At 69.4% G+C, this 23,984-nt stretch carries 19 protein-coding genes; 8 read left to right on the top strand and 11 right to left on the bottom strand.

The window, feature by feature from the left end; genetic code table 11:
* The first annotated feature begins 50 nt into the window (after positions 1–50).
* The gene (locus tag ROR02_RS10190; protein ID WP_147163918.1) at positions 51–1,016 is read left to right on the top strand and encodes a ChaN family lipoprotein; all 966 of its coding nucleotides are present in this window, start codon (positions 51–53) and stop codon (positions 1,014–1,016) included.
* Between the two features lie 27 nt (positions 1,017–1,043).
* On the opposite strand, the gene ROR02_RS10185 is transcribed toward ROR02_RS10190, so the two are convergent.
* The 4 genes from ROR02_RS10185 to ROR02_RS10170 form a co-directional block, all read right to left on the bottom strand.
* Positions 1,044–1,634 (bottom strand): DUF2889 domain-containing protein, encoded by a 591-nt coding sequence (locus ROR02_RS10185; protein WP_147163917.1) that lies wholly within the window; start codon positions 1,632–1,634, stop codon positions 1,044–1,046.
* 125 nt (positions 1,635–1,759) lie between these two features.
* The gene (locus ROR02_RS10180; protein WP_307725151.1) at positions 1,760–3,052 is read right to left on the bottom strand and encodes an HlyC/CorC family transporter; all 1,293 of its coding nucleotides are present in this window, start codon (positions 3,050–3,052) and stop codon (positions 1,760–1,762) included.
* A gap of 57 nt (positions 3,053–3,109) precedes the next feature.
* Positions 3,110–4,240, bottom strand: coding sequence for a 3-dehydroquinate synthase (gene aroB, locus ROR02_RS10175; protein WP_147163916.1), 1,131 nt, complete (start codon positions 4,238–4,240; stop codon positions 3,110–3,112).
* The gene (locus ROR02_RS10170) at positions 4,216–4,734 is read right to left on the bottom strand and encodes a shikimate kinase (protein ID WP_246135497.1); all 519 of its coding nucleotides are present in this window, start codon (positions 4,732–4,734) and stop codon (positions 4,216–4,218) included. Before ROR02_RS10170 ends, aroB begins: the two co-directional genes overlap by 25 nt.
* A 378-nt stretch (positions 4,735–5,112) precedes the next feature.
* On the opposite strand from ROR02_RS10170, the gene ROR02_RS17430 reads away from it, so the two are divergent.
* From ROR02_RS17430 to ROR02_RS10155, 4 genes are read left to right on the top strand one after another with little or no spacing between them, the layout of a single operon-like run.
* Positions 5,113–5,247 carry a hypothetical protein gene (locus ROR02_RS17430; protein ID WP_281291023.1) on the top strand — a complete coding sequence of 45 codons (135 nt, stop codon included), beginning with the start codon at positions 5,113–5,115 and terminating at the stop codon, positions 5,245–5,247.
* Complete coding sequence (locus tag ROR02_RS10165; protein ID WP_170245068.1) at positions 5,234–7,093, top strand: hypothetical protein; 1,860 nt, start codon at positions 5,234–5,236, stop codon at positions 7,091–7,093. Before ROR02_RS17430 ends, ROR02_RS10165 begins: the two co-directional genes overlap by 14 nt.
* Before the next feature lie 2 nt (positions 7,094–7,095).
* Positions 7,096–8,160, top strand: a complete 1,065-nt coding sequence (locus ROR02_RS10160) for a site-specific tyrosine recombinase XerD (RefSeq protein WP_147163913.1) — start codon at positions 7,096–7,098, stop codon at positions 8,158–8,160.
* The gene (locus tag ROR02_RS10155) at positions 8,157–9,377 is read left to right on the top strand and encodes a D-alanyl-D-alanine carboxypeptidase family protein (protein ID WP_147163912.1); all 1,221 of its coding nucleotides are present in this window, start codon (positions 8,157–8,159) and stop codon (positions 9,375–9,377) included. Before ROR02_RS10160 ends, ROR02_RS10155 begins: the two co-directional genes overlap by 4 nt.
* Before the next feature lie 81 nt (positions 9,378–9,458).
* Here ROR02_RS10155 and ppa read toward each other — a convergent pair whose 3' ends face one another.
* From ppa to ROR02_RS10135, 4 genes are all read right to left on the bottom strand, one after another.
* Positions 9,459–10,001, bottom strand: a complete 543-nt coding sequence (ppa, locus tag ROR02_RS10150; RefSeq protein ID WP_147163911.1) for an inorganic diphosphatase — start codon at positions 9,999–10,001, stop codon at positions 9,459–9,461.
* A 154-nt stretch (positions 10,002–10,155) separates the two neighbouring features.
* On the bottom strand, positions 10,156–11,772 hold the full coding sequence (locus ROR02_RS10145) for an AmpG family muropeptide MFS transporter (protein WP_176599700.1): 1,617 nt from the start codon (positions 11,770–11,772) through the stop codon (positions 10,156–10,158).
* 8 nt (positions 11,773–11,780) lie between these two features.
* Complete coding sequence (gene typA / locus ROR02_RS10140) at positions 11,781–13,613, bottom strand: translational GTPase TypA (protein ID WP_147163910.1); 1,833 nt, start codon at positions 13,611–13,613, stop codon at positions 11,781–11,783.
* On the bottom strand, positions 13,610–14,623 hold the full coding sequence (locus ROR02_RS10135) for an adenosine kinase (RefSeq protein WP_147163909.1): 1,014 nt from the start codon (positions 14,621–14,623) through the stop codon (positions 13,610–13,612). Before ROR02_RS10135 ends, typA begins: the two co-directional genes overlap by 4 nt.
* A 219-nt stretch (positions 14,624–14,842) precedes the next feature.
* Between ROR02_RS10135 and ROR02_RS10130 the strand changes: the two genes are divergently transcribed.
* Positions 14,843–15,532 carry an EI24 domain-containing protein gene (locus ROR02_RS10130; RefSeq protein ID WP_147163908.1) on the top strand — a complete coding sequence of 230 codons (690 nt, stop codon included), beginning with the start codon at positions 14,843–14,845 and terminating at the stop codon, positions 15,530–15,532.
* A gap of 150 nt (positions 15,533–15,682) precedes the next feature.
* On the opposite strand, the gene ROR02_RS10125 is transcribed toward ROR02_RS10130, so the two are convergent.
* Both ROR02_RS10125 and ROR02_RS10120 read right to left on the bottom strand, forming a co-directional pair.
* Positions 15,683–16,318: a peroxiredoxin gene (locus ROR02_RS10125; RefSeq protein WP_307725150.1), complete on the bottom strand. Its 636-nt coding sequence runs from the start codon at positions 16,316–16,318 to the stop codon at positions 15,683–15,685.
* 27 nt (positions 16,319–16,345) lie between these two features.
* Positions 16,346–18,439 (bottom strand): hypothetical protein, encoded by a 2,094-nt coding sequence (locus ROR02_RS10120; RefSeq protein ID WP_147163907.1) that lies wholly within the window; start codon positions 18,437–18,439, stop codon positions 16,346–16,348.
* Between the two features lie 479 nt (positions 18,440–18,918).
* On the opposite strand from ROR02_RS10120, the gene ROR02_RS10115 reads away from it, so the two are divergent.
* Both ROR02_RS10115 and ROR02_RS10110 read left to right on the top strand, forming a co-directional pair.
* Entirely contained in the window at positions 18,919–19,617 is a 699-nt protein-coding gene (locus ROR02_RS10115; protein ID WP_147163906.1) for a fumarylacetoacetate hydrolase family protein, read from the top strand.
* A gap of 273 nt (positions 19,618–19,890) precedes the next feature.
* Positions 19,891–22,131 (top strand): methyl-accepting chemotaxis protein, encoded by a 2,241-nt coding sequence (locus ROR02_RS10110; RefSeq protein ID WP_147163905.1) that lies wholly within the window; start codon positions 19,891–19,893, stop codon positions 22,129–22,131.
* Positions 22,132–22,226: 95 nt separating this feature from the next.
* On the opposite strand, the gene ROR02_RS10105 is transcribed toward ROR02_RS10110, so the two are convergent.
* Positions 22,227–23,843, bottom strand: coding sequence for a lysine--tRNA ligase (locus ROR02_RS10105; RefSeq protein ID WP_170245067.1), 1,617 nt, complete (start codon positions 23,841–23,843; stop codon positions 22,227–22,229).
* Positions 23,844–23,984: the final 141 nt, after the last annotated feature.

The following is a 23,984-nucleotide window of genomic DNA, read 5'->3' as shown; positions in this document are numbered from 1 at the left end:
GGCCCCCCGTTCCAAGGCCCCTTTCCAAGGCCCCGTTCCAAGGATCGCCCATGCCCTTGCCCCGTCTTGTCCGCCACCTGCTGGGCGCCCTGGGGGCGTCGGGACTCCTGGCCGGGTGCGCCGTGACCACGCCGCCCCCCGCCACGCCGCCCGCGTTCACGGTCACGGACGCCACGCCCTCGCCCCTGGCCGGCCAGGTGTTCGAGCCCGCCAGCGGACGCTTCGTCCCGGTGGACGAGGCATTGGCCCGCCTCGCGGCCGCCGACTTCGTGCTGCTGGGCGAACGCCACGATCACCCGGACCACCACGCCTTGCAGGCCTTCGTGCTTGATGCCCTGGTCCGGGCCGGCCGCCGCCCGGCCCTGGTTTTGGAAATGGTCGATGAAGGGCAGGAAGCGGCCCTGGCCGCCTGGAAAGCCGAGCGCGGCGCCTCGCTGGACGCCCTGGCCCAGGCGCTGGACTGGTCGGGGCGCGGCTGGCCGTCGTTCTCGTTCTACGCCCCCCTGTTCGCCACCGCGCGCGCCGCCGGTCTGGCGGTGGTCCCTGGCAACTGGCCGCTGGCCCGCATCCGGACCCTGGTCCGCTCCGGCCCCGACGCCGTGCCCGAGGCCGAGCGCGCGGCCCTGGGCCTGGACCGGCCCCTGCCCGCCCCGGCCCAGGCCGATCTCACCGAGGAACTGCGCGCCAGCCATTGCGGCATGCTGCCCGAAACCCTCCTGCCCGGCATGGCCTGGGGCCAGCGGGCCCGCGATGGCCGCATGGCGCGCGCCCTGGCCGACACCGGCCCCGAAGGGGGGGTGTTGATCGCCGGATCCGGGCACACCCGCCGCGACCGCGCCGTGCCCTGGGTGCTGGGGGCCCTCGCGCCCGGCCGTTCCGTGCTGGCCCTGGCCTTCGCCGAGGTGCCCGACGGCCAGCAGGACCCCCGCGCCGTGCCCGAGGCCAGCGCGGCGCCGGTTCTTTATGATCTGGTCTGGTTCACGCCCCCGCTGCCACGCCCGCCGCCCTGCCCCTGAACGGGCCCCGGCTCCGGCGCGCGGGCCTTACCCCGCGTCGGACGGGGGCGCCGACGACTGGGCGAGGTCGGGCCACTCGCGGGCGATGACCGGGCCATCGGCGCGCAGGGCGTGGCACGAATCGACCACGGTGCGCATCTGGGCCGCCGCCCGTTCCGCCCCCGCCCCGCCTTGATCGAGCGCGACCAGTTGGGCGCGGTGCAGGGTCTGGAAGGCGGTCGTGGCCACCGGCCCCAGTAACTCGCTTAAATGCGTGCAGCCGCGCGCGCCGCCAACCCGCTCGGCCGCCGCCCGGCGAAAGCCGGGGCCGATGGTCAGGCCCACCAGGCGCCCATAAGCCTCGGTGACCTCGGGGCAGACCGAAAACGGGCTTTTGTCAATCACCGCCTCGGCCGCGTGGACACGCAGCGAGAGGTCGATGGTCAGGCGCAAGGAAAGATCGTGAACCGGGTCGCCGGCCTCGATCATGCCCCGGTCCTTGTTGGCGAAGGCGTAGCTTTTGACATCGGTCAACCGACCCTCGATGTCCCAAAGGCCATCGTCGCGCTCAAAGCCGCGCACATCAATGCGCCGGTGATGGATTTCACGACGGGCGGGATCGGTACAGGACAAAGGCATGGCACGGGGCTCCAGGACAGGGCGGGAGTCCGTGGCCTTCGCGTGGAAGCGCACGGGCTCCCTCTCATTTTGAGCGTGTCCTTCCGGGAAAAGCGAGCGCGTTTTTCCCGGACAGGCCCAGGGCGTCAGAGGTCGGCGGGGGGCACGACCCGAAACTGGGTGAGCCGGTTGCGCACCCGCTTGGTGACCTCGAACGTAAACCCATGGAAGTGGAACACCTCGCCCACCAGCGGGATCGAGCGCGATTCGCGGATCACCAGGCCGGCAAGGGTGGCCGCTTCCTCGTCGGGCAGGCTCCAGTCGAATTCGCGGTTCAGATCGCGCAAGGTCACGTCGCCGTTGATCAGGAAGCTGCCATCGGGCTGCCGGCGGGCGCCGGGCACGCTGATATCGTGCTCGTCGCTGATCTCGCCCACGATTTCTTCCAGGATGTCCTCCAGCGTCACGATGCCCAGCAAGGTGCCGTATTCATCGACAACCAGGGCAAAATGCTCGCGACGCTGGCGAAAAGTCTGCAACTGGGCCAGCAAGGTGGTGGTTTCAGGCACGAACCAGGGCGGGGCGGCAATGCTGGCCACGTCCAGGGTCTCCAGGTCGCCCTGATGCACCTGGACGGCGCGCAGCAGATCCTTGGTGTGCAGCACGCCCACGATGTTGTCCTTGCGCTCACGCCACAGGGGCACCCGGCTGAACGGACACGCCACCACCTGGGCCAGGATCTCGCGCGGCGGCAGGCTGGCGTCCACCGACACCAGGTTCGAGCGGTGGATCATGATGTCGGAAACCTGAACGTCGGTCAGGTCCAGAATGCTGCGCAGCATGGCCCGTTCGTCGCGCACGGCGCGGTCGGGGCTGTCGGCGGTGTGCAGCTCGATGGCGCCGCGCAGTTCCGAGAGCGCGGTGGCCGCCGTGGTCTCGCGGGTCGATCCGGCCCGCAGCAGGCGCAGCAGCACCTTGACCACGGCCTGCAGGACAAAGGTCACGGGGAACAACAGCCACGTGAGCACCGCCATGATCGGGGCGACACGCAAGGCCAAGGGTACCGTGTGGGTGAGCGCGTAGGTCTTGGGCAGGATTTCGCCGAAGATCAGCAAGGCCACGGTCATGGCGACGGTGGCATAGGCCACGCCGGCTTCCCCGAACCAGCCCATGAACAGGCTGGTCGCCAGGGCCGAAGCCAGGATGTTGACGGCGTTGTTGCCGAGCAGGATCGTGCCGATCAGCCGTTCGCGGGTGCGCAGCAGGCGGTTAACGACCGCCGCTCCCCGGTGACCGTCCCGCTCCAGTTCATGCATCAAGGGCCGCGAGGCGGCGGTCAGAGCCGTTTCCGAGCCCGAGAACAGGGCCGAGGTCACGATCAAAACGACAATGGCAATCAGCGAGAGAGTCATGGCCACGGTGGTGTGAGGGGACGACAAGGCGGCGGAACAAGACGAAAACCGGCACTCACGGAACAGCGATCATCCAAAAAAGGATCAGGGCAGAACGGCGGCACCCAGGGTTTCGCGCACGCGGTCGGGATCCACGTTGCGTTCAAGATAGGCAGCGCCGATGCCTCGCGCCAGGACGTAGGTGACGCGACCATCGGACACTTTCTTGTCGTGCCCCATGTGGGCCAGCAGACGGTCCACGTCCCAGCTGGGGGCGTCGGCCAGGGTACGGGGATCAACGGGCAGGCCGCACGCCGCCAGGTGGGCGCTCAGGCGCCGCGCGTCGCCGGCCGGGGCCACGCCCAGGCGGGCCGAGAGATCAAGGGCCATGATCATGCCCAGGCCCACCGCCTCGCCGTGCAGCAAGGTGGGGCCGAAGCCGGTTTCCGCCTCCAGGGCATGGCCAAAGGTGTGGCCCAGGTTCAGCAGGGCCCGCTGGCCGCTTTCGCGTTCATCGGCGCCCACGATGCGCGCCTTGGCCGCGCACGAGGTGGCGATGGCATGGGCGCGCGCGTCGCCATCTCCGGCCAGCACGGCCGGGCCGTTTTCCTCCAGCCAGGCGAAAAAGGCGGGATCGTCGATCACCCCGTACTTGACCACCTCGGCATAGCCCGAGCGCAGGTCGCGGGGCGAGAGGGTATCGAGCACCCCGGTATCGGCCAGCACCAGGCGCGGCTGATGGAACGCGCCCACCAGGTTCTTGCCGTGGCGGGTGTTGATGCCCGTCTTGCCGCCCACGCTGCTGTCAACCTGGGCCAGCAAGGTGGTGGGGATCTGCACGAAGTCAACGCCGCGCAGCAAGATCGCGGCGGCGAATCCGGTCAGGTCGCCGATCACGCCGCCGCCCAGGGCCACCAGCGTGGTCGAGCGCTCGACCCGTGCTTCCAGCAAGATGTCCAAGAGCCGTTCCAGCGTGGCGAAGCTTTTCGAGCTTTCGCCCGGCGGCAGTTCGATGAACCGGGAGGCAATGCCGGCCGCCTTGAGGCTGGCTTCCAGGGGGGCGCGGTACAAGGCGCCCACGGTGTGGTCGGTGACCACGGCCACGCTGGGCCGGCGAAGCACCGGCGCCAGCAGTTCCCCCGCCCGCGCCAGGAGTCCGGGACCAATGTGGATCGGATAGGTGCGTTCGGCCAGGGGAACGGTCAGGGTCTTCACGGGGAGCTCTCCGAGGGACAAGACAAGGAATGCGCGAGATGACGGCGAACGGCGTCGAACGCCCGTCGCGCGGTGGCCAGGGGGGGCTCGTCGGTGGCATCCAAGGTGACGTCGGCCGTGGCATACACCGGATAACGCCGCTCCATCAGGGCGGCCAGGGTGGCGCGCGCATCACCCGAATTGAGCAAGGGCCGGTGGCTGCGCCCGGCGGTGCGCGCGACCAGGGTTTCCAGGTCGGCGCGCAGCCACACGGAAACGGCGCGCCGGGCGATCAGGGCACGGGTTTCGTCGGCCATGAAGGCCCCGCCGCCGGCCGCGAGCACCAGGGGCGGGCGCTCCAGAAGCCGGGCCATCACCCGGCGTTCGGTGGCCCGGAACTCGGCCTCGCCATAGGTCGCGAAAATCTCGGAAATCGACAGGCGCGCGGCGGCCTCGATCTCGGCGTCGGCATCGACGAACGGCACCCCGGCCAGCTTGGCGAGGCAGCGGCCCACGCAGGTCTTGCCCGCGCCCATCAGCCCCACCAGCACCACGGTGCACGGCAGGGCCCGACCGGCCCGAGGCCCCGCCGGAGCGGGCGGCTCGACGGGCGGGGGCGCCTCGTGGGTCGGGGAATCGTCAATGTCCAGGGCCGGGGGACCCGGCGGAACCACGCTCATGCCCTCCCCTTCCCGCATGGCCAAAAGGAGACGGCGCCCCCACCCCGTCGAAGCGGGGGGCGTTGATCCCCAGGGGGGGAGCCGGTACACTGCCCTTGCGTTGTCATGGTCGGGACTCAATACACAGTTTCAGGGCGCCGTGGTAGACCCAATCGGGATCGTTTTGGGTCGATCCCCACGAAAGGGGTGACACGATCGCGGCCTCCCTCCCGCCGGACCGTGGAAAGGGAACTCATGCGCTTTCTCATCCGTATTCTTCTCGCTGTCGTGGTGCTGGGCGTCGCAACCTTGGGTGTTGTGCTGGCCAGTCTCGACACGGCTCCTCCCACCCGAACCATCATCAAGGTTATCCCGAATGACCGCTACTAGAGCGCCGTGCCTGACGTCAAAACGGGCCCTGGTGCTCTCGTTTTTCAGGTTCGCGTTCGATTTTTCCGAAAGGCGGGGCGGGCCTTCCGGGGCATCCCCCGGGGCGCCAGCCGCCTCGCCCCGCTCCTCGCGCCCCGGCCGCTCCTGGCCGGGCGCCCTGGCGGGGGTGGTGGTTTTCATGGCGTGCGCCTCCGCCGGCGCGCAAGACAGCGGCCCGGTGCGCCTGTTTCCCCTGCCCGCCGCCCGCCCCCAACCCGCGCTGCCGCCGGCGCTGGGGCCGGTTCTCCCCGGCCCCGAAGGCGTTGAAATCCGCGCCCTGGGCGGGATCGACCTGGACGCGGCCGGCCTCCTGACCCCGGCCACCGGCGGGCTTGCCCCCAGCTTGTGGCAGGGCCTGACCCGCCCCCAGGCCCTGGCCTTGCTTGATTCCCTCGCGGTGGGCGTGCCGTCCCCCGCCCTGACCGCGCTGGCCCGCAGGGTGCTGCTGACCTCGGCCGCGCCCCCGCCCCTGGAAGCCGAGGGAGCCAGTGGCGCCCTGATCGCCCGGCGCGCCGATCTCCTGTTCCGCCTGGGGCTGCATGGCGACGTGGCCACCTTGCTGGGCGCGGTCTCGCCGATGGCCCTGGGGGGCGTTCCCTTGCAGCGTTTCCTGGATGCCTTGCTGCTGCAAGGGCGCGTGGATGACGCCTGCGCCACCGTGGTCGCCGCCACCTCGGCCACGCCGCCGCGCCTGAACGCCGAAACCGCCACCCACGCCCAGCGGGTGCGGGTGCTGTGCCAGGTGCGCGCGGGCGAATCGGAAGCCGCCGCGCTTGGCATGGCCATGCTGCGCGAAACCGGCGCCGCCGACGAAGCCTTCCTGGTTCTGGCCGAGCGGATCGGCAAGCTGGCCGACGGCCGCCTGCGCCGCAAGGTGACCTTGGATCCCGTGACCATCGCCTTGTTCCGCGAGGCGAGCGAGCCCTTCCCGCGCGACGCGGTGCCCGCCCGGCCCGAGCCCTGGCTGGCGCGCGCCGTGGCCCTGTCGGCTCCCGCCCTGCCCGCGCAGCGCCTGGCGGCGGCCGAGTGGGCGGTGGCCACCGGTGCCCTGGGGCCCGATGCCCTGGCCTTCCTGTACGCCGACATGCCCTTGCCCGGCGGTCCTCCGGCCGGCGTGGTCGTGACCCCGGCCGACACCCCCGAGGCCCGCGCCGCCCTGACGCAAAGCCTGCGCTCGGGGCAGGCCGCGCTGGCGAGTGGCGCCGTGACCTTGCTCGATCCCACCCTGGCCGGCGCCACCGCCGGGCCCGACCCGGCCGTGGCCGCGCCCAGCCTCGCCATCGCGCTCGCGGGACTGCGCGCGCGCGATGGCGCAACCTACCTCGCGTTCGTGCGCGCCCTGGGGCCCACCGTGGCGCAGTGGCCGGCCCGCGCCGACCTGATCGACGCCGCGCCCGAGGTAGCCCGCGCCTTGTACGCGGCCGGGGAGCGCGTCCGCGCCCAGGGCTGGGTGCGACTGATCGATTCGGCCACCCTGGAGCGCCCCGACCTGATGGCGGCCCGCGACGCCTTGCTGGCCCTTGACCGGGTGGGCAGCCAGACCCTGGGCCTTGCCAGCCTGCTCCCCCTGGATCCCACCCCCCTGACCCCGGCCCTGGAGGGCGAACGCCAGCGCCTGGAGCAGGCCGCCCGCCAGCGGCGCCAGGGCGAGGTGGCCTTGCGCACCCTGGTCGTGCTCGGACAGGCCGGCGGCCCGTCGCGCGCCCCCCTGGGCCTGCTGGCCTCGGTGGCGCAATCCCTGGAGGCGGTTGATCTCGCCGACGTGGCCCGCGACCTGATCACCGAGGCCCTGGCGGTTCGGGGCTAGCGATGACCGTGGACGGCTCTTTTCCGGCCGGCCGGCGCAAGGCCGCCACGCCTGCCCCCCCGGACGCGGACGAGGCCCCGGCGCCCCGGCGCCTGCCGCCGGGCTTCGACGCCCAGGCCGACGCCTTCCTGGAAATGATGAGCGCCGAACGCGGCACGGCCCGCCTGACCCGGCAGGCCTACCGCGACGACCTGCTGGACTACGGGGCGTTCCTGGTCCGGCAGGGGGCGAACGTCCCCACCGTGACCCGCGATCAGGTGCGGGCCTACCTGGGCGAAATGGCGACCAACGGCCTCAGCCCCCGGACCCAGGCCCGGCGCCTGTCGTGCCTGCGCCAGTTCCACGGCTTCCTGCGGGCCGAGGGCATCCGGGCCGACGACCCCACCTTGGGCCTGGACGGCCCCCGCCAGGGCCGCCCCCTGCCGCGCGTGCTCTCCGAGGAAGACGTGCTCGCCCTGCTGGCCGCGGCCCAGCGTCAGGAAGGCCCGCGCGGCCTGCGCACCCGCGCCTTGATGGAACTGCTTTACTGCACCGGGCTGCGCGTTTCCGAACTGGTCGGGCTGCCCCTGGCGGCGGTCCGGCGCGATCCCGAGGCGATGGTGGTGCGCGGCAAGGGCGACAAGGAACGCCTCGTGCCCCTGGGCGAGCCGGCCCGCGCCGCCGTGCGCGCGTGGCTCGCGGTGCGCGGCGCCACCTTGCCCCCCGAAGGCCCCGGACGGCGGCGCGCCGAGCGCTTCTTGTTTCCATCCAACGGGGCGGAAGGTCACCTGACCCGCGACGGCTTCGCCAAGATCCTGCAGGCCCTGGCGGAGGATGCCGGCCTGCCCCCGGCCCTGGTCTCGCCCCATGTGCTGCGCCACTGCTTCGCCAGCCACATGCTGGCCCACGGCGCCGACCTGCGCGGGGTGCAGATGCTGCTGGGCCACGCCGACATCGCCACCACCGAGATTTACACCCACGTGCTGGACAGCCACCTGTTCCGGCTGGTCAACACCGCCCATCCCCTGGCCCGGGCCGGGGAGCAGGCCCCCGCCGCAAGCCGCGACGACGACAAGGACCCGGCATGATCCCCCGGCCGGTCCCGTCCTGGATCGCGGCGGTTCTGGCGTTCTGGCTGGGGCTGGCGGCCGTGCTCGCAAGGCCCGCCGGGGCCGAGGAAACCTATCTGGTGGTGGACGCCCAAAACGGGGCCGTGCTGCTGGCCGACGCCCCCGACCGGCGCGTGCCGCCCGCGTCGCTCGCCAAGATGATGACGGCCTACCTGGCGTTCGAGGATCTGCGCGACGGCCGCCTCGCGCCCGACGCCGTGCTGAGCGCCTCGGCGCGCGCGGCCGCCGCCGACCCGGTGGGCGTGGGCCTGGCGCCCGGGGAAAAGGTGCCGCTTCCCGATGCCCTGCGCGCGCTTCTGGGGCTGTCGGCCAACGACGTGGCGGTGATGATCGCCGAAACCCTGGCCGGCTCGGAAGAAGCCTTCGCCACGCGCATGACCGACACCGCGCGACGCCTGGGGCTGCGCCATACCCGCTTTGCCAGCGCCTCGGGCCTGCCCGCGCCGCTCGACGACCAGTACACCACGGCCCGCGACATGGCGGTGCTGGCCCTGGCCCTGGAGCGGGATTTTCCCCAGCACCGGGGCCTGTTTGCCTTGCAGGGCTTTTTGTACAAGGGTCGCGGCCTGCACGGGCACAACGCCCTCCTGGGACGCCTGCGCGGCGCCGACGGCCTGAAGACCGGGTTCACCTGCGCCTCGGGCTACAACATCGCCGCCTCGGTGCGCCGCGACGGCCGCCACCTGATCGGCATTCTGCTGGGATCGACCACGGGCGCCGAACGCACCGACCGCATTGAAGGCCTGCTTCTGCGGGCGCTCGCCACCCCCCTTGACGAGAAAACCCCGTTCATCGACGACCCCGACCCCCGGGCCGGCGAAGAGCCCCTGCCGGTGGTCGATAACCGCCAGCGCACGCCGGTGTGCGTGGGCACGGTGGCGGGCGAGCTGCTGGCCGGCGGCCATGCCCTGGATCTGGGGCTGGCGCGCAGCCGCTCCCAGGCCATGGCGCGGGCGGCGGCCGTGGCCCACCAGACCGGAGGCCAGCCCTACAGCCTGCCCCGGCCGGGAACCGGCCTGATGCGATGGAATGCCTACGTGGGGGGCTTCGCCGAAGCCACGGCGCGCCAGATCTGCCGCCGCCGCCAGGCGGCCGGGGCGTGGTGCCTGGTGCGCACGCCCCAGATGGTCCGGGGCGATTTCGCCGCCGCCGCCCGTCTGGCGCGGGCGCGGTAAGGGGACCCGGGAAAACAGCGCCCCACGGATCCCCTTGATCAACGCGCGCGAACAAAAAGGCGCGCGGACGCGCCTTCGGTCCTACTTGTCGGCGCCGGCCTGGGCAGCCTTCAAGATGCCCTTCTCAACCGCTTCCCAGGCTTCCTTGTAGTCGCCCCAGCCCAGGATCTTCACCCACTTGCCTTCTTCCAGGTCCTTGTAGTGGGCAAAGAAGTGCTCGATGCGGCGCAGCTCGATCGGACGCACGTCGCCGAAGTTGAACACGTTGTCGTGATACGGGTGCAAGGACGAGTGGGGAACCCCCAGGATCTTTTCGTCCATGCCGGCTTCGTCTTCCATGTGCAAGACCCCGATCGGACGGGTCCGCAGCACCGAGCCCACCGCCACGGGAATACGCCCGATCACCATCACGTCCAGCGGATCGCCGTCGTCGGACAGGGTATGCGGCACGAAGCCATAGTTACAGGGATACTGCATGGCGGTGTGCAAGAAGCGGTCCACGTACATGGCGCCCGACGCCTTGTCGACCTCGTACTTCACCGGATCGGCCTGCATCGGAATTTCGATAATGACGTTGATGTCCTTGGGCGGATTCTTGCCCACGGGGATCTTGCTGATATCCATGGTAACGACAGTCCTTCCTGTTCGGATCAGAGGAATGGCATCGGACGAGGGGCGTACCCTAGGCCGATATTGTGCACTGCGATAGCGCCTCGATGAGAGTGCTGCAATGCAAAAAGCGCTGGGGGCCCCCTGCCGGAGCCTCTTGTTCTCGCTGTCACGGTCTCCTGTCCAGTCCCGGCCCCCCAACGCGCCCGGCCCAGGCGACCAGGGCCAGGACCGGCACGCCCAACACAGCCGTGCCGATGAAGAAGGGGCCATAGCCCACCGCCTCGACCACCGCCCCGCCATAACCGGCCAGCCCCTTGGGCAGCAGGGTCATGAGGGAGCTGAACAAGGCGTATTGCATGGCGGTGAACCGCACGCTGGTGAGCGCCGACAGATAGGCGACAAAGGCCGCTCCGGCCAGACCACCCGACAGATTGTCGGCCACGATGGTCCCCAGCAAGAACACGGTGTCGCCCGGGCGCGCGGCCAGGGCGGCAAACAGCAGATTGGAAGCGGCCGACAGCACCGCCCCCAGGAACAAGACGGGCATCACCCCCAGGCGCAAGGCGCCCACGCCGCCCAGGAACCCGCCGGCCAGGGTGGCCGCCAGCCCCCAGGCCTTGGTGTAGGTGGCGATTTCGGCCTTGGTGAAGCCCATGTCCACGTAAAAGACGGTGGCCACGGCCCCCATGACCGTGTCGGACAGGCGATAGGTCGCGATCAGCGCCAGCACCACCGCCGCCATGCGCCCCTGCCGGGCCAGGAAATCGGCGAGCGGCGCCAGATAGGTTTCGCGCACGTGGCGCCGCGAGGCGAGGCCAAGCAAAACCAGGGCCCCGGCCGCGCCAGCGGCGGCGAGCACGGACACGACCAGGCGCGAGGCCTCGGCCAGCCCCGCCGCCAGCAAGGGCTCGCAGCCCAGGGCGGTCAGGGCCCCGGCCCCGCGCGCGCTCAGCGGCGCCACGCCCAGGAAGGTGGCCAGGAACGCCCCGGCGGCCAGCACGATCACCCCCAGCAGGCGGCCTTGCTCGGCCAGGGTGCCCGGAACCGGCGCGGGCCCGGAGTTTGCCTCGGCCCGGGGGGCGGGCTCGGGCGCGCTCAAGGTGGCGAGCACGCCCACGGCCATGACGGCGGCCATGGCGCGGTAAACCCAGGCCCAGGCCTGGGGATCGTAGGTCGTGCCGGTTTCCAGGGCAGCCGCCAGCCACAACGAGCCCGCGCCCGACACCAGCATGCCGATCCGGTAGCCGGCGATGTACATGGCCGACATCATCGACTGCAAGGCAGGCTCGGCCGCCTCGATGCGGTAGGCGTCGATGACAATGTCCTGGGTCGCCGAGGCAAAAGCCAGCATCACCGCCCCGGCGACGGTCCAGGCCAGGGCATGGGCGGGGTCGAAAGCGGCCGTCCACAGCAAGGCCGCGATCACCGCGCCCTGGCTTAGCAACAGCCAGCCGCGCCGCCGCCCCAGCCAGGCGGTCAACAGCGGCACGCGCCCCTGGTCGATCAGGGGCGCCCACAGGAATTTGAAGGAGTAGGCCAGCGCCGTCCAGCTGAGCAAGGTCACGGTGGCCAGATCCACGCCCGCCTCGCGCAGCCAGACCGACAAGGTGCCGAAGACCAGGAGCAAGGGCAGGCCGGCGGAAAAGCCCAGCAGCAGCATGCGCGCCACCGGCGGCGCGGTGAACGCCGCCAGGGTCTCGCGCCACGAAGGCGGCAGGCGAGGAGGCTTGCGCGCCGCCCCCGGGGGAGGGGGCGGCGCCGGAACCGGGGACGGGCCGGTCATGGGAAGGCTCAGGCGGCGGAGCGGGCGCGGCGCTTGCGCTCGTTCGGATCCAGCCAGCGCTTGCGCAGGCGGATCGACTTGGGCGTGACCTCGACCAGTTCGTCGTCCTGGATGTAGGCCAGGGCCTGCTCCAGGCTCATGCGCACCGGCGGCACCAGGCGGATGGCCTCATCCTTGCCGGCGGCGCGGATGTTGGTCAGCTGCTTGCCCTTGAGCACGTTCACATCCAGGTCGTTGCCCCGGTTGTGCTCGCCCACGATCATGCCTTCATACACCTTGGTGCCGGGCTCGATGAACATCGGGCCGCGATCTTGCAGGTTGAACAGGGCGTAGGCCACGGCGTCGCCGGTGCCGTTGGCGATCAGAACGCCCTCGCGCCGGCCCTCGATCGTGCCCCGGTACGGGCCGTAGCTGTGGAACAGCCGGTTCATGATGCCGGTGCCCCGGGTGTCGGTCAGGAACTCGCCGTGGTAGCCGATCAGGCCGCGCGACGGAGCCAGGAACACGAGGCGCGTCTTGCCGCCGCCCGAGGGACGCATCTCGGTCATTTCGGCCTTGCGCAACGACATCTTCTCGACCACCACGCCCGAGAATTCCTCGTCGACGTCAACCACCACTTCCTCGATCGGCTCCAGGCGGTTGTCGTTCTCGTCGGTCTGGAAGAGCACGCGCGGGCGCGAGATCGACAGTTCGAAGCCCTCGCGGCGCATGACCTCGATCAGCACGCCCAGTTGCAGTTCGCCACGCCCGGCGACCTCGAAGGCGTCCTTGTCCTCGGTCTCGCGGATGCGGATCGCCACGTTGCCCTCGGATTCACGCGCGAGGCGGGCGGCGATGACGCGGCTGGTCAGCTTGTCGCCTTCCTGGCCGGCCAGCGGCGAGTCGTTGACCGCGAAGGTCATGGCCAGGGTGGGCGGATCGATGGGCAGCGCGGCCAGCGGTCCCTCGACCTCGGGCGCGCACAAGGTGTCGGCCACCGTCGCCTTGGCGATGCCCGCGAGCGCGATGATGTCGCCGGCCTCGGCTTCCTCGACCGGCACCCGGCTCAGGCCCCGGAAGGACAGGAGCTTGGACGCGCGGCCGGTTTCCAGCAGCTTGCCGTCGTGCGACAGCGCCTTGATCGGCATGTTGACGCGCGCGCGACCCGAAAAAATGCGCCCGGTCAGCACGCGGCCCAGGTAGGGATCGTATTCCAAGGTGGTGGCCAGCATGGCGAACGGCGCGTCCAGCACCCGCTCGGGCGCCGGCACGTGGTCGTGGATCAGCTGGAACAGGGGCTGAAGGGTCAGGCCCTCGGTGCCCTTTTCCATTTCCTCCAGCTCGCGCACCGCCCAGCCGTTGCGCCCGGAGGCGTACATGCAGGGGAAATCAAGCTGGTGATCGTCGGCGCCCAGGTTGGCGAACAGGTCGAAGACCTCGTCGTGCACCTCGTAGGCGCGGGCGTCGGGGCGGTCCACCTTGTTCACCACCACGATGGGGCGCAGGCCCAGGGCCAGCGCCTTGCCCAGCACGAACTTGGTCTGGGGCAAGGGCCCCTCGGCCGCGTCGACCAGAAGCAGCACCCCGTCGACCATCGACAAGATGCGCTCGACCTCGCCGCCGAAGTCGGCGTGTCCCGGGGTGTCGACGATGTTGATCCGCACGCCCTGCCAGTCCACCGAGGTGCACTTGGCCAGGATGGTGATGCCGCGTTCCTTCTCCAGGTCGTTGGAGTCCATGGCGCGTTCTTCGACGCGCTGGTTGTCGCGGAAGGCGCCGCTCTGACGCAGCAAGGAGTCAACCAGGGTCGTCTTGCCGTGGTCGACGTGGGCGATAATGGCGATATTACGCAGCGTAGTCATGAGGGCTGTCCGTTCAGGCCCAGGGTCTCGGCGACCAGGGCGGCCAGGGAGTCCACGGCGGGACGGGCGCCAACATGCGAAACCACCTCGGCGGCGGTCACGGCGCCCACGCGGGCGCAGTCGGCGGGGGCATAGCCGCGGCACAGGCCCCACAAAAAGCCGGCGGCGAACAGGTCGCCGGCCCCGGTTGTGTCGGCCAGGGTCGTGACCGGGTGGGCGGGCACGTCGATCACCGCGTCGGGCGTGACAACCCGACACCCCTTGACGCCCCGGGTCAGGGCGACCAGGGCGCAACGGCCCTGGAGCGCGGTGGTCGCCTTGTCCAGCGTATCCTGGTCGGTCAGGGCCAGGGCTTCTGCTTCATTGGCGAACAGGATGTCCACGTGGCGGTCGACCAGGCCGACGAACTCGGCCTTGTGCCGCTCCACGCAAAACGAATCGGACAGCGACAGGGCAAAGCGCCGGCCGGCGGCCCGGGTGTGATCGGCGGCCACCCGGATCGCGGCCTTGGCGGCCGGCATGTCCCACTGATAGCCTTCCACATAGGTAATGGCGGCGTCGCGAATCACCGATTCGTCGATGTCATCGGGGCCCAGGCAGGTGCAGGCCCCCAGAAACGTGTTCATGGTGCGCTCGGCGTCGGAGGTCACCAGGATCAGGCACCGGGCGGTGGCCGGTCCGTCGGCCAGGGGCGTGGTTTTGTAGTGCACGCCAATCGCGTTGATATCGTGGCGGAAAATGCCGCCCAGCGCATCGTCGCGCACCTTGCCAATGTAGGCCGCCCGCGCCCCCAGCGAGGCCAGGCCCGCCATGGTATTGGCGGCGGACCCGCCCGACACCTCGACCCCCGGTCCCATGGCGGCGTACAGCTGATCGGCCCGTGCTTCGTCGATAAGGGTCATTCCCCCCTTGGGCAGGCCCTGGTCTTCAAGAAAAGCGTCGTCGGCATGGGCCAGCACGTCAACGATGGCGTTGCCGATACCGGCAACGTCGAAACGGGGTTCCGCCATGAATCCTCTCGGAGTTAGAAAACGTCATCAGGGCCTGATCCGGGCAGGCCCGCGCCGCGCGCTCGTGCAGACGGCGTGCTTGGCGCGCAGTATACCCACCCGGCGGCGAACCACAAGGGCGGGGGCGTGCGCCGTGCGCGACAAACCACCCCGCTCCCGTGCCGTTCGCCCGCATGCCGCCTGAAATTTCCTTCCTTCCCCATCAAGGAGCGCGTTCCCATGCCATTCGCCCTGATCCGGGCCTTGACCCAGCTTCCCGATCCCCGGTTTCGCCGGGTTCTCTGGCGTTCGGCGGGGCTGACCTTGATCGGCGCCTTGCTGCTGGCCCTCGGGGCCGGGTGGGGGCTGAGCTGGATTCAGGCCACGGACCTGCCCTGGCTCGACTCCTTGCTGGATGGCGCGGCCGGGCTGGTGGTGTTCATCCTGGCCTTGGTGTTCTTTCCGTCCCTGGCCGGGCTGATCGCGAGTTTCTTCCTGGAAGAGATCGCCCGCGCCGTCGAGGCCCGCCATTACCCGGCCTTGCCCGCGCCGCGCACGCCCCCCTTGCGGGAAACCGTGGGGCTGGCCGCGCGCTTCGCCCTGATCAGCGCCGGGCTTAACCTGCTGGCCTTGCCCTTGTACCTGCTGCTGCCCGGCCTCAATCTGGTTTTGTACTACGCCTTGAACGGCATGCTGCTGTCGCGCGAGTTCTTTGAACAAGCCGCCCAGCGCCGCCTTGAACCGGCCCAGGCCGACGCGCTCGCCCGGCGCCACCGGGGGCGTTTGTGGCTGACCGGGGCCGCCCTGGCCTTCCTGGCCACCCTGCCCGGTGCCAACCTGCTTTTGCCGCTGATCGCCACCGCGACCCTGGTGCACGTGGTCGAACGCCTGCGCCCGGCCCACACCCCCGACGCCCCGGCCTCGGCCTGAGCCGGAAAGGGCGCGCCGGGCGAAGAATCAGGTACTCCTCACGCATGATCCCCCGTGCAACCAGACGGGCCGGGAAGGGCTTTCGCCCCCCGGCCCGTGTCCTCCCTCGTTCCTTTTTCTTTAGTTCAGGGCCTGTCGGACGACAGGGCCTCAGCCCTTCTGGCCCTTGAGCCAGTTCAGCATGGTATCGGCGTCGGATACCTCGAACGGATCGGTCGGGCAGTTGTCATCGTGGCCGGGTTCGGCGAACATCTTCTTGATTTCGCCGTTCTCGACATACATCGAATAGCGCCACGAGCGCATGCCGAAGCCAAGGTTCGACTTGTCCACCAGCATGCCCATCTTGCGCGTGAACTCGCCGTTGCCGTCGGGGAGCAGGAAAACCTTGCTGGCGCCCTGGGCCTTGCCCCACTGATACATCACGAAGGCGTCGTTGACCGAAAGACAGACCACGCTGTCCACGCCCAGCGCCCGGAACTCGTCGTACAACGCTTCGTAGCGCGGCAGGTGGCTGGTCGAGCAGGTGGGCGTGAAGGCACCCGGCAAGGCGAACAGAACGACCTTCTTGTTGTTGAAGATTTCCTCGGTGGTCACGTCCTTCCACTCGAAGGGATTGGGGCCGCCAAGCGCTTCATTACGGACCCGGGTTTTGAAGGTCGTGCTGGGAACGAACATTATGCCCTCCTCGGTGGGTTGGTCGATGGCGGGATGGTAGCGCTCCAGGGGAACCTTGACCAATTGAATGTTCCAAAAACTATGATCGGTTCCATCGATTAAGAGAACCATTGGAGTGATTTTTCAAGCGAAACACCCTCACCCACGGTTGGGATCGCCCTCGCGCGGGCGACTGGCATGCCCTTCGCGGAACCAGGCGGCGGCCAGCCCGCCCAAGATCAGCACGAAGGCAAGCGGTCCCCCGAAAACCGGGGTCAAGGTAACGCCGGAAACCACGTGGCGCCCCTGGGCCACCAGGCCAATCCAGCCCGGGCCGTGGGCCGGCTGGCCGGGGGGCACGCGGTGGGGGGTTGGCAGGCGCCCGCCTGGCTCCAGCCACAGCATGGCCCCGCCGCTTTCCCGGGCCAGGGGGGCGAGGCGGGCCTCGGTGGGCAAAAGGCGGGTGGTTTCGGGCGGGTTGGGCGGCCCCGACACGGCCAGCGCCAGGAATCCCTCGCCGGCTTCCACCCGGTAAACGCCGGGCACCGGGGCGGCCATTTCCGCCTCGCCCACGCCGGGCTGGGTTTCGTGCAAGGAAAGGGAGCGCGCGGGCTCGCCCGGCGGCTCGACGCGCACCGTCTCGGGCAGGGTTTCCATGGTGCGCCGCGAGACCAGGAGCCGCCCGTTTTCGATGCGCGCGCGCAAGGATTCCTCTTCCAGTTCCGGCTCGCGCATCAGCCAGTGGGCCAGCCGGCGCAGCAGCTCGCCCTGCGGCCCGCCGCCCTGCCACCCCTTGGCCCACAGCCAGACCGTGTCGCTCGCCAGCAGGGCCACCCGCCCTTCCCCCGCCTTGGACAACACCAGCAAGGGCAAGCCTTGCGCGCCGGTCATCACGATCCGCCCCCGGGCGTCTTGCTGTTCGACCAGGCGCCCCCACGGCCCCCAGGTTGGCGGCGCGCCGTCGACTCCGGCCCCGGGCAGGCCGGCCGTCACCGGGTGGCGCCGGCCTTCCCCGGTCAGGGTGGGGACGAACGGGGTTTCGATCAGGCGCCCGCTGGGCCTGGCCGGCAGGATTTCGGCCAGGGGGCTGTTGGCCAGGGTATCGGGCAACGTATCCTCGGGGCCCACGCTGAACAGCACCGCCCCCCCCCGACGCACCGCCGCCGCCACGTTGGCAAGGTACACATCGGGCACCAGGCCCCAGCGCACGAAGCGATCGAACACGATCAGATCGAACTCGCCCACGCGCTCCTCGAACAGTTCCTGGATCGGAAAAGCGATCAAGGCCAGTTCGGAAAGCGGGGTCAGGTCTTCCTTCATCGGCGGGCGCAAAATGGTGAAGTGGACCAGATCCACCGCCGGGTCGGCTTTCAGCAGGTTGCGCCACACCCGTTCCCCCACGTGCGGCTGCCCCGAAAGCAGCAGCACCCGCAGCCGGTCGCGCACCCCGTTCAGCATCAGGGCGGCACGGTTGTTGATGGCCGCGATTTCGCCCGACACCACCGGGGTTTCCAGCTCGATCACGTTGGGCCCCGCCGTGTCCAGGACCACGTCCACCCCCGCCGGCTGGTTGGCCGGGACCAGGCGCTCGGCCGTGGTCTTGCCGTTGAGCGCGACGCGCAACGGCACCGGAGTGCCCGGGGAGACGCCGCCGTCCTCGACCGTCACGCTCAACCGCACGGGCTTTCCCACCAGGCCGAAGCCCGGCGCGTCGCCCACCAGCACCACCCGGTCGCGTCCCTCGCGCGGGCCGGTCAGCACCACGTGGACCGGGGCCCCCACGTCGGTGGTCACGGAATCGTGGATCTGGCCATCGCTCAGCACGATCACCCCGGCCCGGCGATCGCGGGGCACGTCGGCCAGGGCCTCGTTCAGTGTTCCCATCAGGCGGGTTTCGCCGTCCTGTCCCTCGACCCGGACCACCCGCGTTTCCAGCCCCGGCAGCCGGCCCAGGGCCTCGGTCAGGGCGTGGGCCGACGCCTCGACCGCCGGCAGGCGTCCGGTCAGGGCCTGCGACGGCGAGGCATCCACCACCACCACCGCCACGTCGCTCAGCGGCTCGCGGGTTTCCGTGACCCACTGAGGATTCAGAAGCACGCCGGTCAGGGCCCCCAGGGCCACCAGTCGTTGAAGGGCGCCGCGCGCGCGCCGCGCCAGGGCATACACCACCAGTCCCCCGGCCACCCCGGCCAGCGGAAGGACAACCCAGTACGGCAGCAGCGGCGCAAGCGACAAGCCGGTCAGCGTTTCCATGAAAGGGAAGTCCCGGATGGAAAACCGAAAGCAACCAAAACGGCGGCGGGTGGGATCCGGTATCCCTCATTCCCCGCCGGGCGGCAATCCCAAGGTCGCCGTTCCCGGCCAAAAGACCATCCGGAGCGACAATCGAGGCACCTGAATACCGCAATGAATTAATTGCATGCCTGGCATTCCCCGGGCGCATTGGAAAGTGATCGTATCATGCCCATGTTAGGATGAACTGGTACGGGACGCGGTTGATCCCGGCCACTGGAGGGCAGGCTTCCCCTGCCGCTCTCCTGCTCCGCAAGGAGGTACCGCCTCCGGTCGTCCCCCCTGACCGGAGCGCGAAGAAGAACGCTCGGCGGTCCCCCCCTGCCGGGCGTTCTTGTTTTTTGAGGGAACGCTTTTCATGGGGGATGCCCGGCGGGATGTTATACCCCATGGATTGGCCGTCTTCCCTGGCTTTGTATCCCTTGTCGGAGGGTTAGCCCTTGTCCTTTGTCCTTCCCGAATGGCCCCGTCCCGCCGTGCCCGTCGTGGGCGGGTCCGACCTTTTCCTGGTGCGCCGGGTGTTTTGCGTCGGCAAGAACTACGCCGATCACGCCCGCGAAATGGGGTCGGATCCCACGCGCGAGGCCCCGTTCTTCTTTTCCAAGCCCGCCGAGGCCCTGGTGCCCGAGGGCGGCGCCCTGCCCTACCCGCTGGGCACCGCCAACTTGCATCACGAGGTTGAACTGGTGGTGGCCCTGGGTCAGGGGGGCGTCGGAATCGACCCGGAAGGGGCGCGCGATCTGATCTGGGGCTACGGGGTGGGCCTTGACCTGACCCGGCGCGACCTCCAGGCGGCGGCGCGCGAAAAAGGCCAGCCCTGGGACATGGCCAAGGGCTTCGACCGCTCCGCGCCCATCGGGCCCTTGACCCCCGCGTCGCAGGTGGGGCCGCTTCAAGACAAGGCCATTACCTTGCGGGTCAACGGCACCGTGCGCCAGAACGGCACCCTGGGCGCCATGATCTGGTCGGTTCCCGAGATCATTTCGTGCCTTTCCAGCCTGATCGAGCTGGCCCCGGGCGATCTGATCTTCACCGGCACCCCGGCCGGGGTCGGCCCGATTGGCCCCGGCGACCGCCTGGACGCCACCATTGATGGCCTGACTCCGCTGGGCGTCGAAATCACCTTGCATCGCTCCTGATCCAGGCAGCAGGCCCCCGCCCGCCCCTTCGCGGCCCGGGCGGGGGCCCGCCTTTCGCGCCCCGGGATCGCCCGGGGCCGGGCGCCACCGCCGGCCGATCGCGTTTTTGCCGCAGGCGGGCGGCGGGTTCCCCGTCCCAAGCGGCCAAACCATACTTTCAGCACATCCCGGAAGGTTGTAGCACCCCCCTGAGTATGGCTATATTGCCATATCAAGGACCCGCCTCCCCGCTCCTCGCTCAACCTTGGCGGTCCGCAGAGGGAGCGCCTCACGATGGTTTTTTCCGTCTTTTCCAAGCTGCAATCCATTCAGCTGAAAATTGCTCTGCTCGCCGGCCTGCTTCTGATCGCCACCGTTTTGGTGATGATCGGCTTCGGGGTTTACGCCTCGCACGGCACCGCCCAGGTCGTTCTCACCGAGGTTTCGCGCCAGGCCGATGTCATGACCAAGGAATCCCTGGTCAATCGGGCCAGGAGCGAAGCCTACGCCATCAAGGCGGAACTGGAGATCGGCTTCGACGCGGCCCGCACCATGGCCGAGGTCTTCGCCGTCGAGGCAAACCACGCCAGCAGCCACGAGGGCGAGGCAGGCCACAAGGGCGGCGCAGGCCACGAGGACGAGGGGGGCGATGATCGACGCCACTTATACAATGATATTTTGCGCAAGATTCTTGAACACAATCCCGGGCTGAACGGCACCTATTCGGCTTGGGCCCCGAACGCCCTGGATGGCGCGGACGCCTCCTTCGTCGGGCGCACCGATCTGGGATCGGACGACACCGGTCGCTTCCTGCCCTACTGGACCCGTGACGTTGCCTCGGGGGCCATCGCCCTGCAACCTCTTGTCGAATACGATAGCACGGAGCACCACCCCAACGGACTGGTCAAGGGGGCCTGGTTCCTCAATCCCCAGAAGACGGGCAAGGAAAACATCCTGGGCCCGCTGCCCTACATCGTCCAGGGCAAGCCGGTTTTCCTGGCCACCATGTCCGTTCCCATCCAGGCGGGAGGTCGCTTCCTGGGCGTTGCCGGCGCCGACTACAATCTTGATTTCGTGCAAAAACTGGCCGAACGCGTGGATCAATCGACGCTGGGGGGAGCCGGATCCGTGCTCATCTTGAATGACACGGGGCTGGTCGTGGCCAACAGCGGCAATCCCCAGTCGATTGGCAAGCCCGTCCGCAACCTGGGGCCCCAGTGGACGGAAAGCCAGGACATCGTCGCCCAGGGCAAGGCGGAAGTGCGCGATGATCCGGCCTTCCCGGACATTCATGTGTACGCCCCCATTCCCCTGGGGCGCACGGAAAACGCGTGGGCGGTGATCCTGACCTTGCCGCGCGACACGGTCATGGCACCCGCGCGCGCCCTGGAGAACACCTTGGAACAGCGCGCGACCCACGACACGCTGTGGCAGATCGCCGTGGGTCTCCTCATCGCGGCGGGCGCCATTGGCGTGCTGGTCGCCGTTGCCCGGGGCATCGCCACCCCCGTGCGCGCCTGCGCTGATTTCGCCGAAGGGATCGCGAAGGGGGATCTCAACCAGTCTCTCGCCCTCCGGCAGGCCGACGAGGTGGGCGTGCTGGCCGACTCCTTGCGCGCCATGCAAGGCAGCTTGCAGCGCGCCACCGCCGAACGGGCCGAGGATCAGGCCCGGTCCGAAAAGGAACGTCGTGAAACCCTGAACCGCCTGGCCGATGGCTTCGAGGCCCGGGTCATGGACGTGGTGCGCGCCGTCTCCCAATCCTCCGGCCAGTTGCAGACAACCGCCCGCTCCATGTCCACCGTGGCCGCGGACAGCAGCCTTCAGGCGGAAACGGTCTCCTCGGCCGCGTCCCAGGCCACCATGAACGTGGAAACCGTGGCCGCCGCCGCCGAGGAACTCTCGTCTTCCATTTCCGAAATCACCCGACAGGTCGATGAGTCCTCGCGCATCGCGTCGGTGGCGTCCGAAACGGCGCAGCGCGTCAACGGCATGGTGGAAAGCCTGGCCGGGGCCGCCGATCGCATCGGGCAGGTGGTGCAGCTGATCGACGACATCGCCAGCCAGACGAATCTGCTGGCGCTCAACGCCACCATCGAGGCGGCGCGCGCCGGCGATGCCGGAAAAGGGTTCGCGGTCGTCGCCGGCGAGGTCAAGACCCTGGCCAGCCAGACCGGGCGCGCCACCGGCGAGATCGGTCAGCAGATCGGCACCGTGCAGGAGGAAACCCGGCGCACCGTCGATGCCATCAAGGGCATTGCCACGGTCATCGGCCAGATGCGCGACATCGCCACCGCCATCGCGGCCTCGGTCGAGGCCCAGGGCAAGGCCACCCAGGAAATCGCCAGCAATGTTCAAGAAGCGGCCCGGGGCACGCAACAGGTTTCCGAAACCATCATGGGCGTGACCGACAGCGCCTCGGCCACCGGCCGCGCCGCCGAGGATGTCCTGGTCTCGGCCGATGCCCTGGCCGGCAATTCAGACAAGCTTCAAGGCGAACTGAGCCGTTTCCTTGTCGAAATCCGCTCGGCCTGACGCAAAAAGGGGAACCCGGCGCGAAACCGGGCTCCCCCCTTTTTTTCATGGCGTTCCCGAACCGCCGCCCCGGACGCGGGCCGCCGGCCTCAAGGTCAGGCGCCCAGGTCCTCGCCGGCCAGGGCGCGGTCGAGCAGGGCCAGGGTTTCGTCCACGCCATACAGGGCGATGAACGTGCCCATGCGCGGCCCCTGATCCTGGCCCAGCAGCACCTGGTAGAGCACCTGGAACCATGCCTTCAGGTCGCCCAGGTCGGGATGGCGCTTGCCCACCTCGTAGACCGCATCCTGGGCCGGACCCGCGTCCACCGGACGGGGCAGTCCGGCCAGCACCGCGCGCAGGTCGGCGAGCGCGGCCTTCTCGGGCTCGGTGGCCAGGCGGTAGCGCTTGGTCGGCAGCACGAAGTCGCGGTAATAGGCGATGGCCCGTTCCACCAGCACCGACAGGGTCGGCGCCGTTTCCGGGGTGGCGCCGGGGGCGTAGCGGCCGATGTAGTGCCACAGCACCGCCGGGTCCTCGGAATGGCACACGCTGACCAGGTTGAGCAGGATCGAAAACGACAGGCGCGCCTTTTCCTCGGGCGGGCAGCCGGCGTGAATGTGCCAGGCCGGGTTGGCAAGGCGGGCCTTTTCGTCCTGGCCGGGGAAGGCTTCGACATAGGCCATGTATTCGTCCACGGCGCGCGGGATCACGTCGAAGTGCAGGCGCTTCGCGGTTTTCGGCTTCTGGAACATGAACAGGGCCAGGCTTTCCGGATTGGCGTAGCGCAGCCACTCCTCGACCGCGAGGCCGTTGCCCTTGGACTTGGAAATCTTCTGCCCCTCGCCGTCCAAGAACAGTTCATAGCTCAGGGTCTGGGGCGGCTCGGCCCCCAGGATGCGGCAGATCCGGCTGGACAACTGCACCGAGGGGATCAGGTCCTTGCCCGACATTTCATAGTCCACGCCCAGCGCGAACCAGCGCATGCCCCAGTCGGCCTTCCATTGCAGCTTGCACGCTCCGCCGGTGACCGGGGTTTCCACCTTCTTGCCGTCGGGGCGTTCGTAGACCAAGGTGCCGGCGGCGGCGTTGGTTTCGATCACCGGCACCTGAAGCACCTGTCCGGTTTCCGGGCACACGGGCAGGAAAGGCGCGTAGGTCGCCCGGCGTTCCTCGCCCAAGGTGGGCAGCACCACGTCGCGCACGGCCTCGAAGCAGGCCAGCACCCGCAGCAACGCGGGATCGAAGCGCCCCGATTCGTACCAGTCGCTGGCCGACTGGAACTCGTATTCAAACCCGAATTCGTCCAGGAAGGCGCGCAGGCGGGCGTTGTTGTGGTGCCCGAAACTTTCATGCGTGCCGAAGGGATCGGGTATGCGGGTCAGGGGCTTGCCCAGGTGGGTGGCGACCATCTCCTTGTTGGGGATGTTGTCGGGCACCTTGCGCAGGCCGTCCATGTCGTCGGAAAAGCAAAACAGCCGCGTGGGCATGTCGGGCGCCAGCACCCGGAAGGCATTGCGCACCATGGTGGTGCGCACGACCTCGCCAAAGGTGCCGATGTGCGGCAGCCCCGAGGGGCCATAGCCGGTTTCGAACAGCACATAGCCCTTGGCCGGCAGCGTCCCCTTCAACCGTTTTTCCAGCAGAGCCCGCGCTTCCTGAAAGGGCCAGGCCGTGGACGACAGCGCGGTTTCGCGGTCCACCGGGGGCAGGACGGGGCTCATCATCGGCATCGAAGAGTCTTTCATAGGGGAAAAACGGGGAAGAAAAGGGAAAAACGCTAGGACGAACGCCCTCAGGCGTCAAGAGCGCCGCAATGTCTTTCCAGGGCAATCGGTTCAAGCCCTGGATGGCCTCGGAAGAGGATTCCCCGA

The sequence above is a fragment of the Pararhodospirillum oryzae genome, from assembly GCF_007992075.1.
In the GTDB taxonomy this organism is placed as follows: domain Bacteria; phylum Pseudomonadota; class Alphaproteobacteria; order Rhodospirillales; family Rhodospirillaceae; genus Pararhodospirillum; species Pararhodospirillum oryzae.
This window is presented reverse-complemented; position numbering and strand designations above follow the sequence as displayed.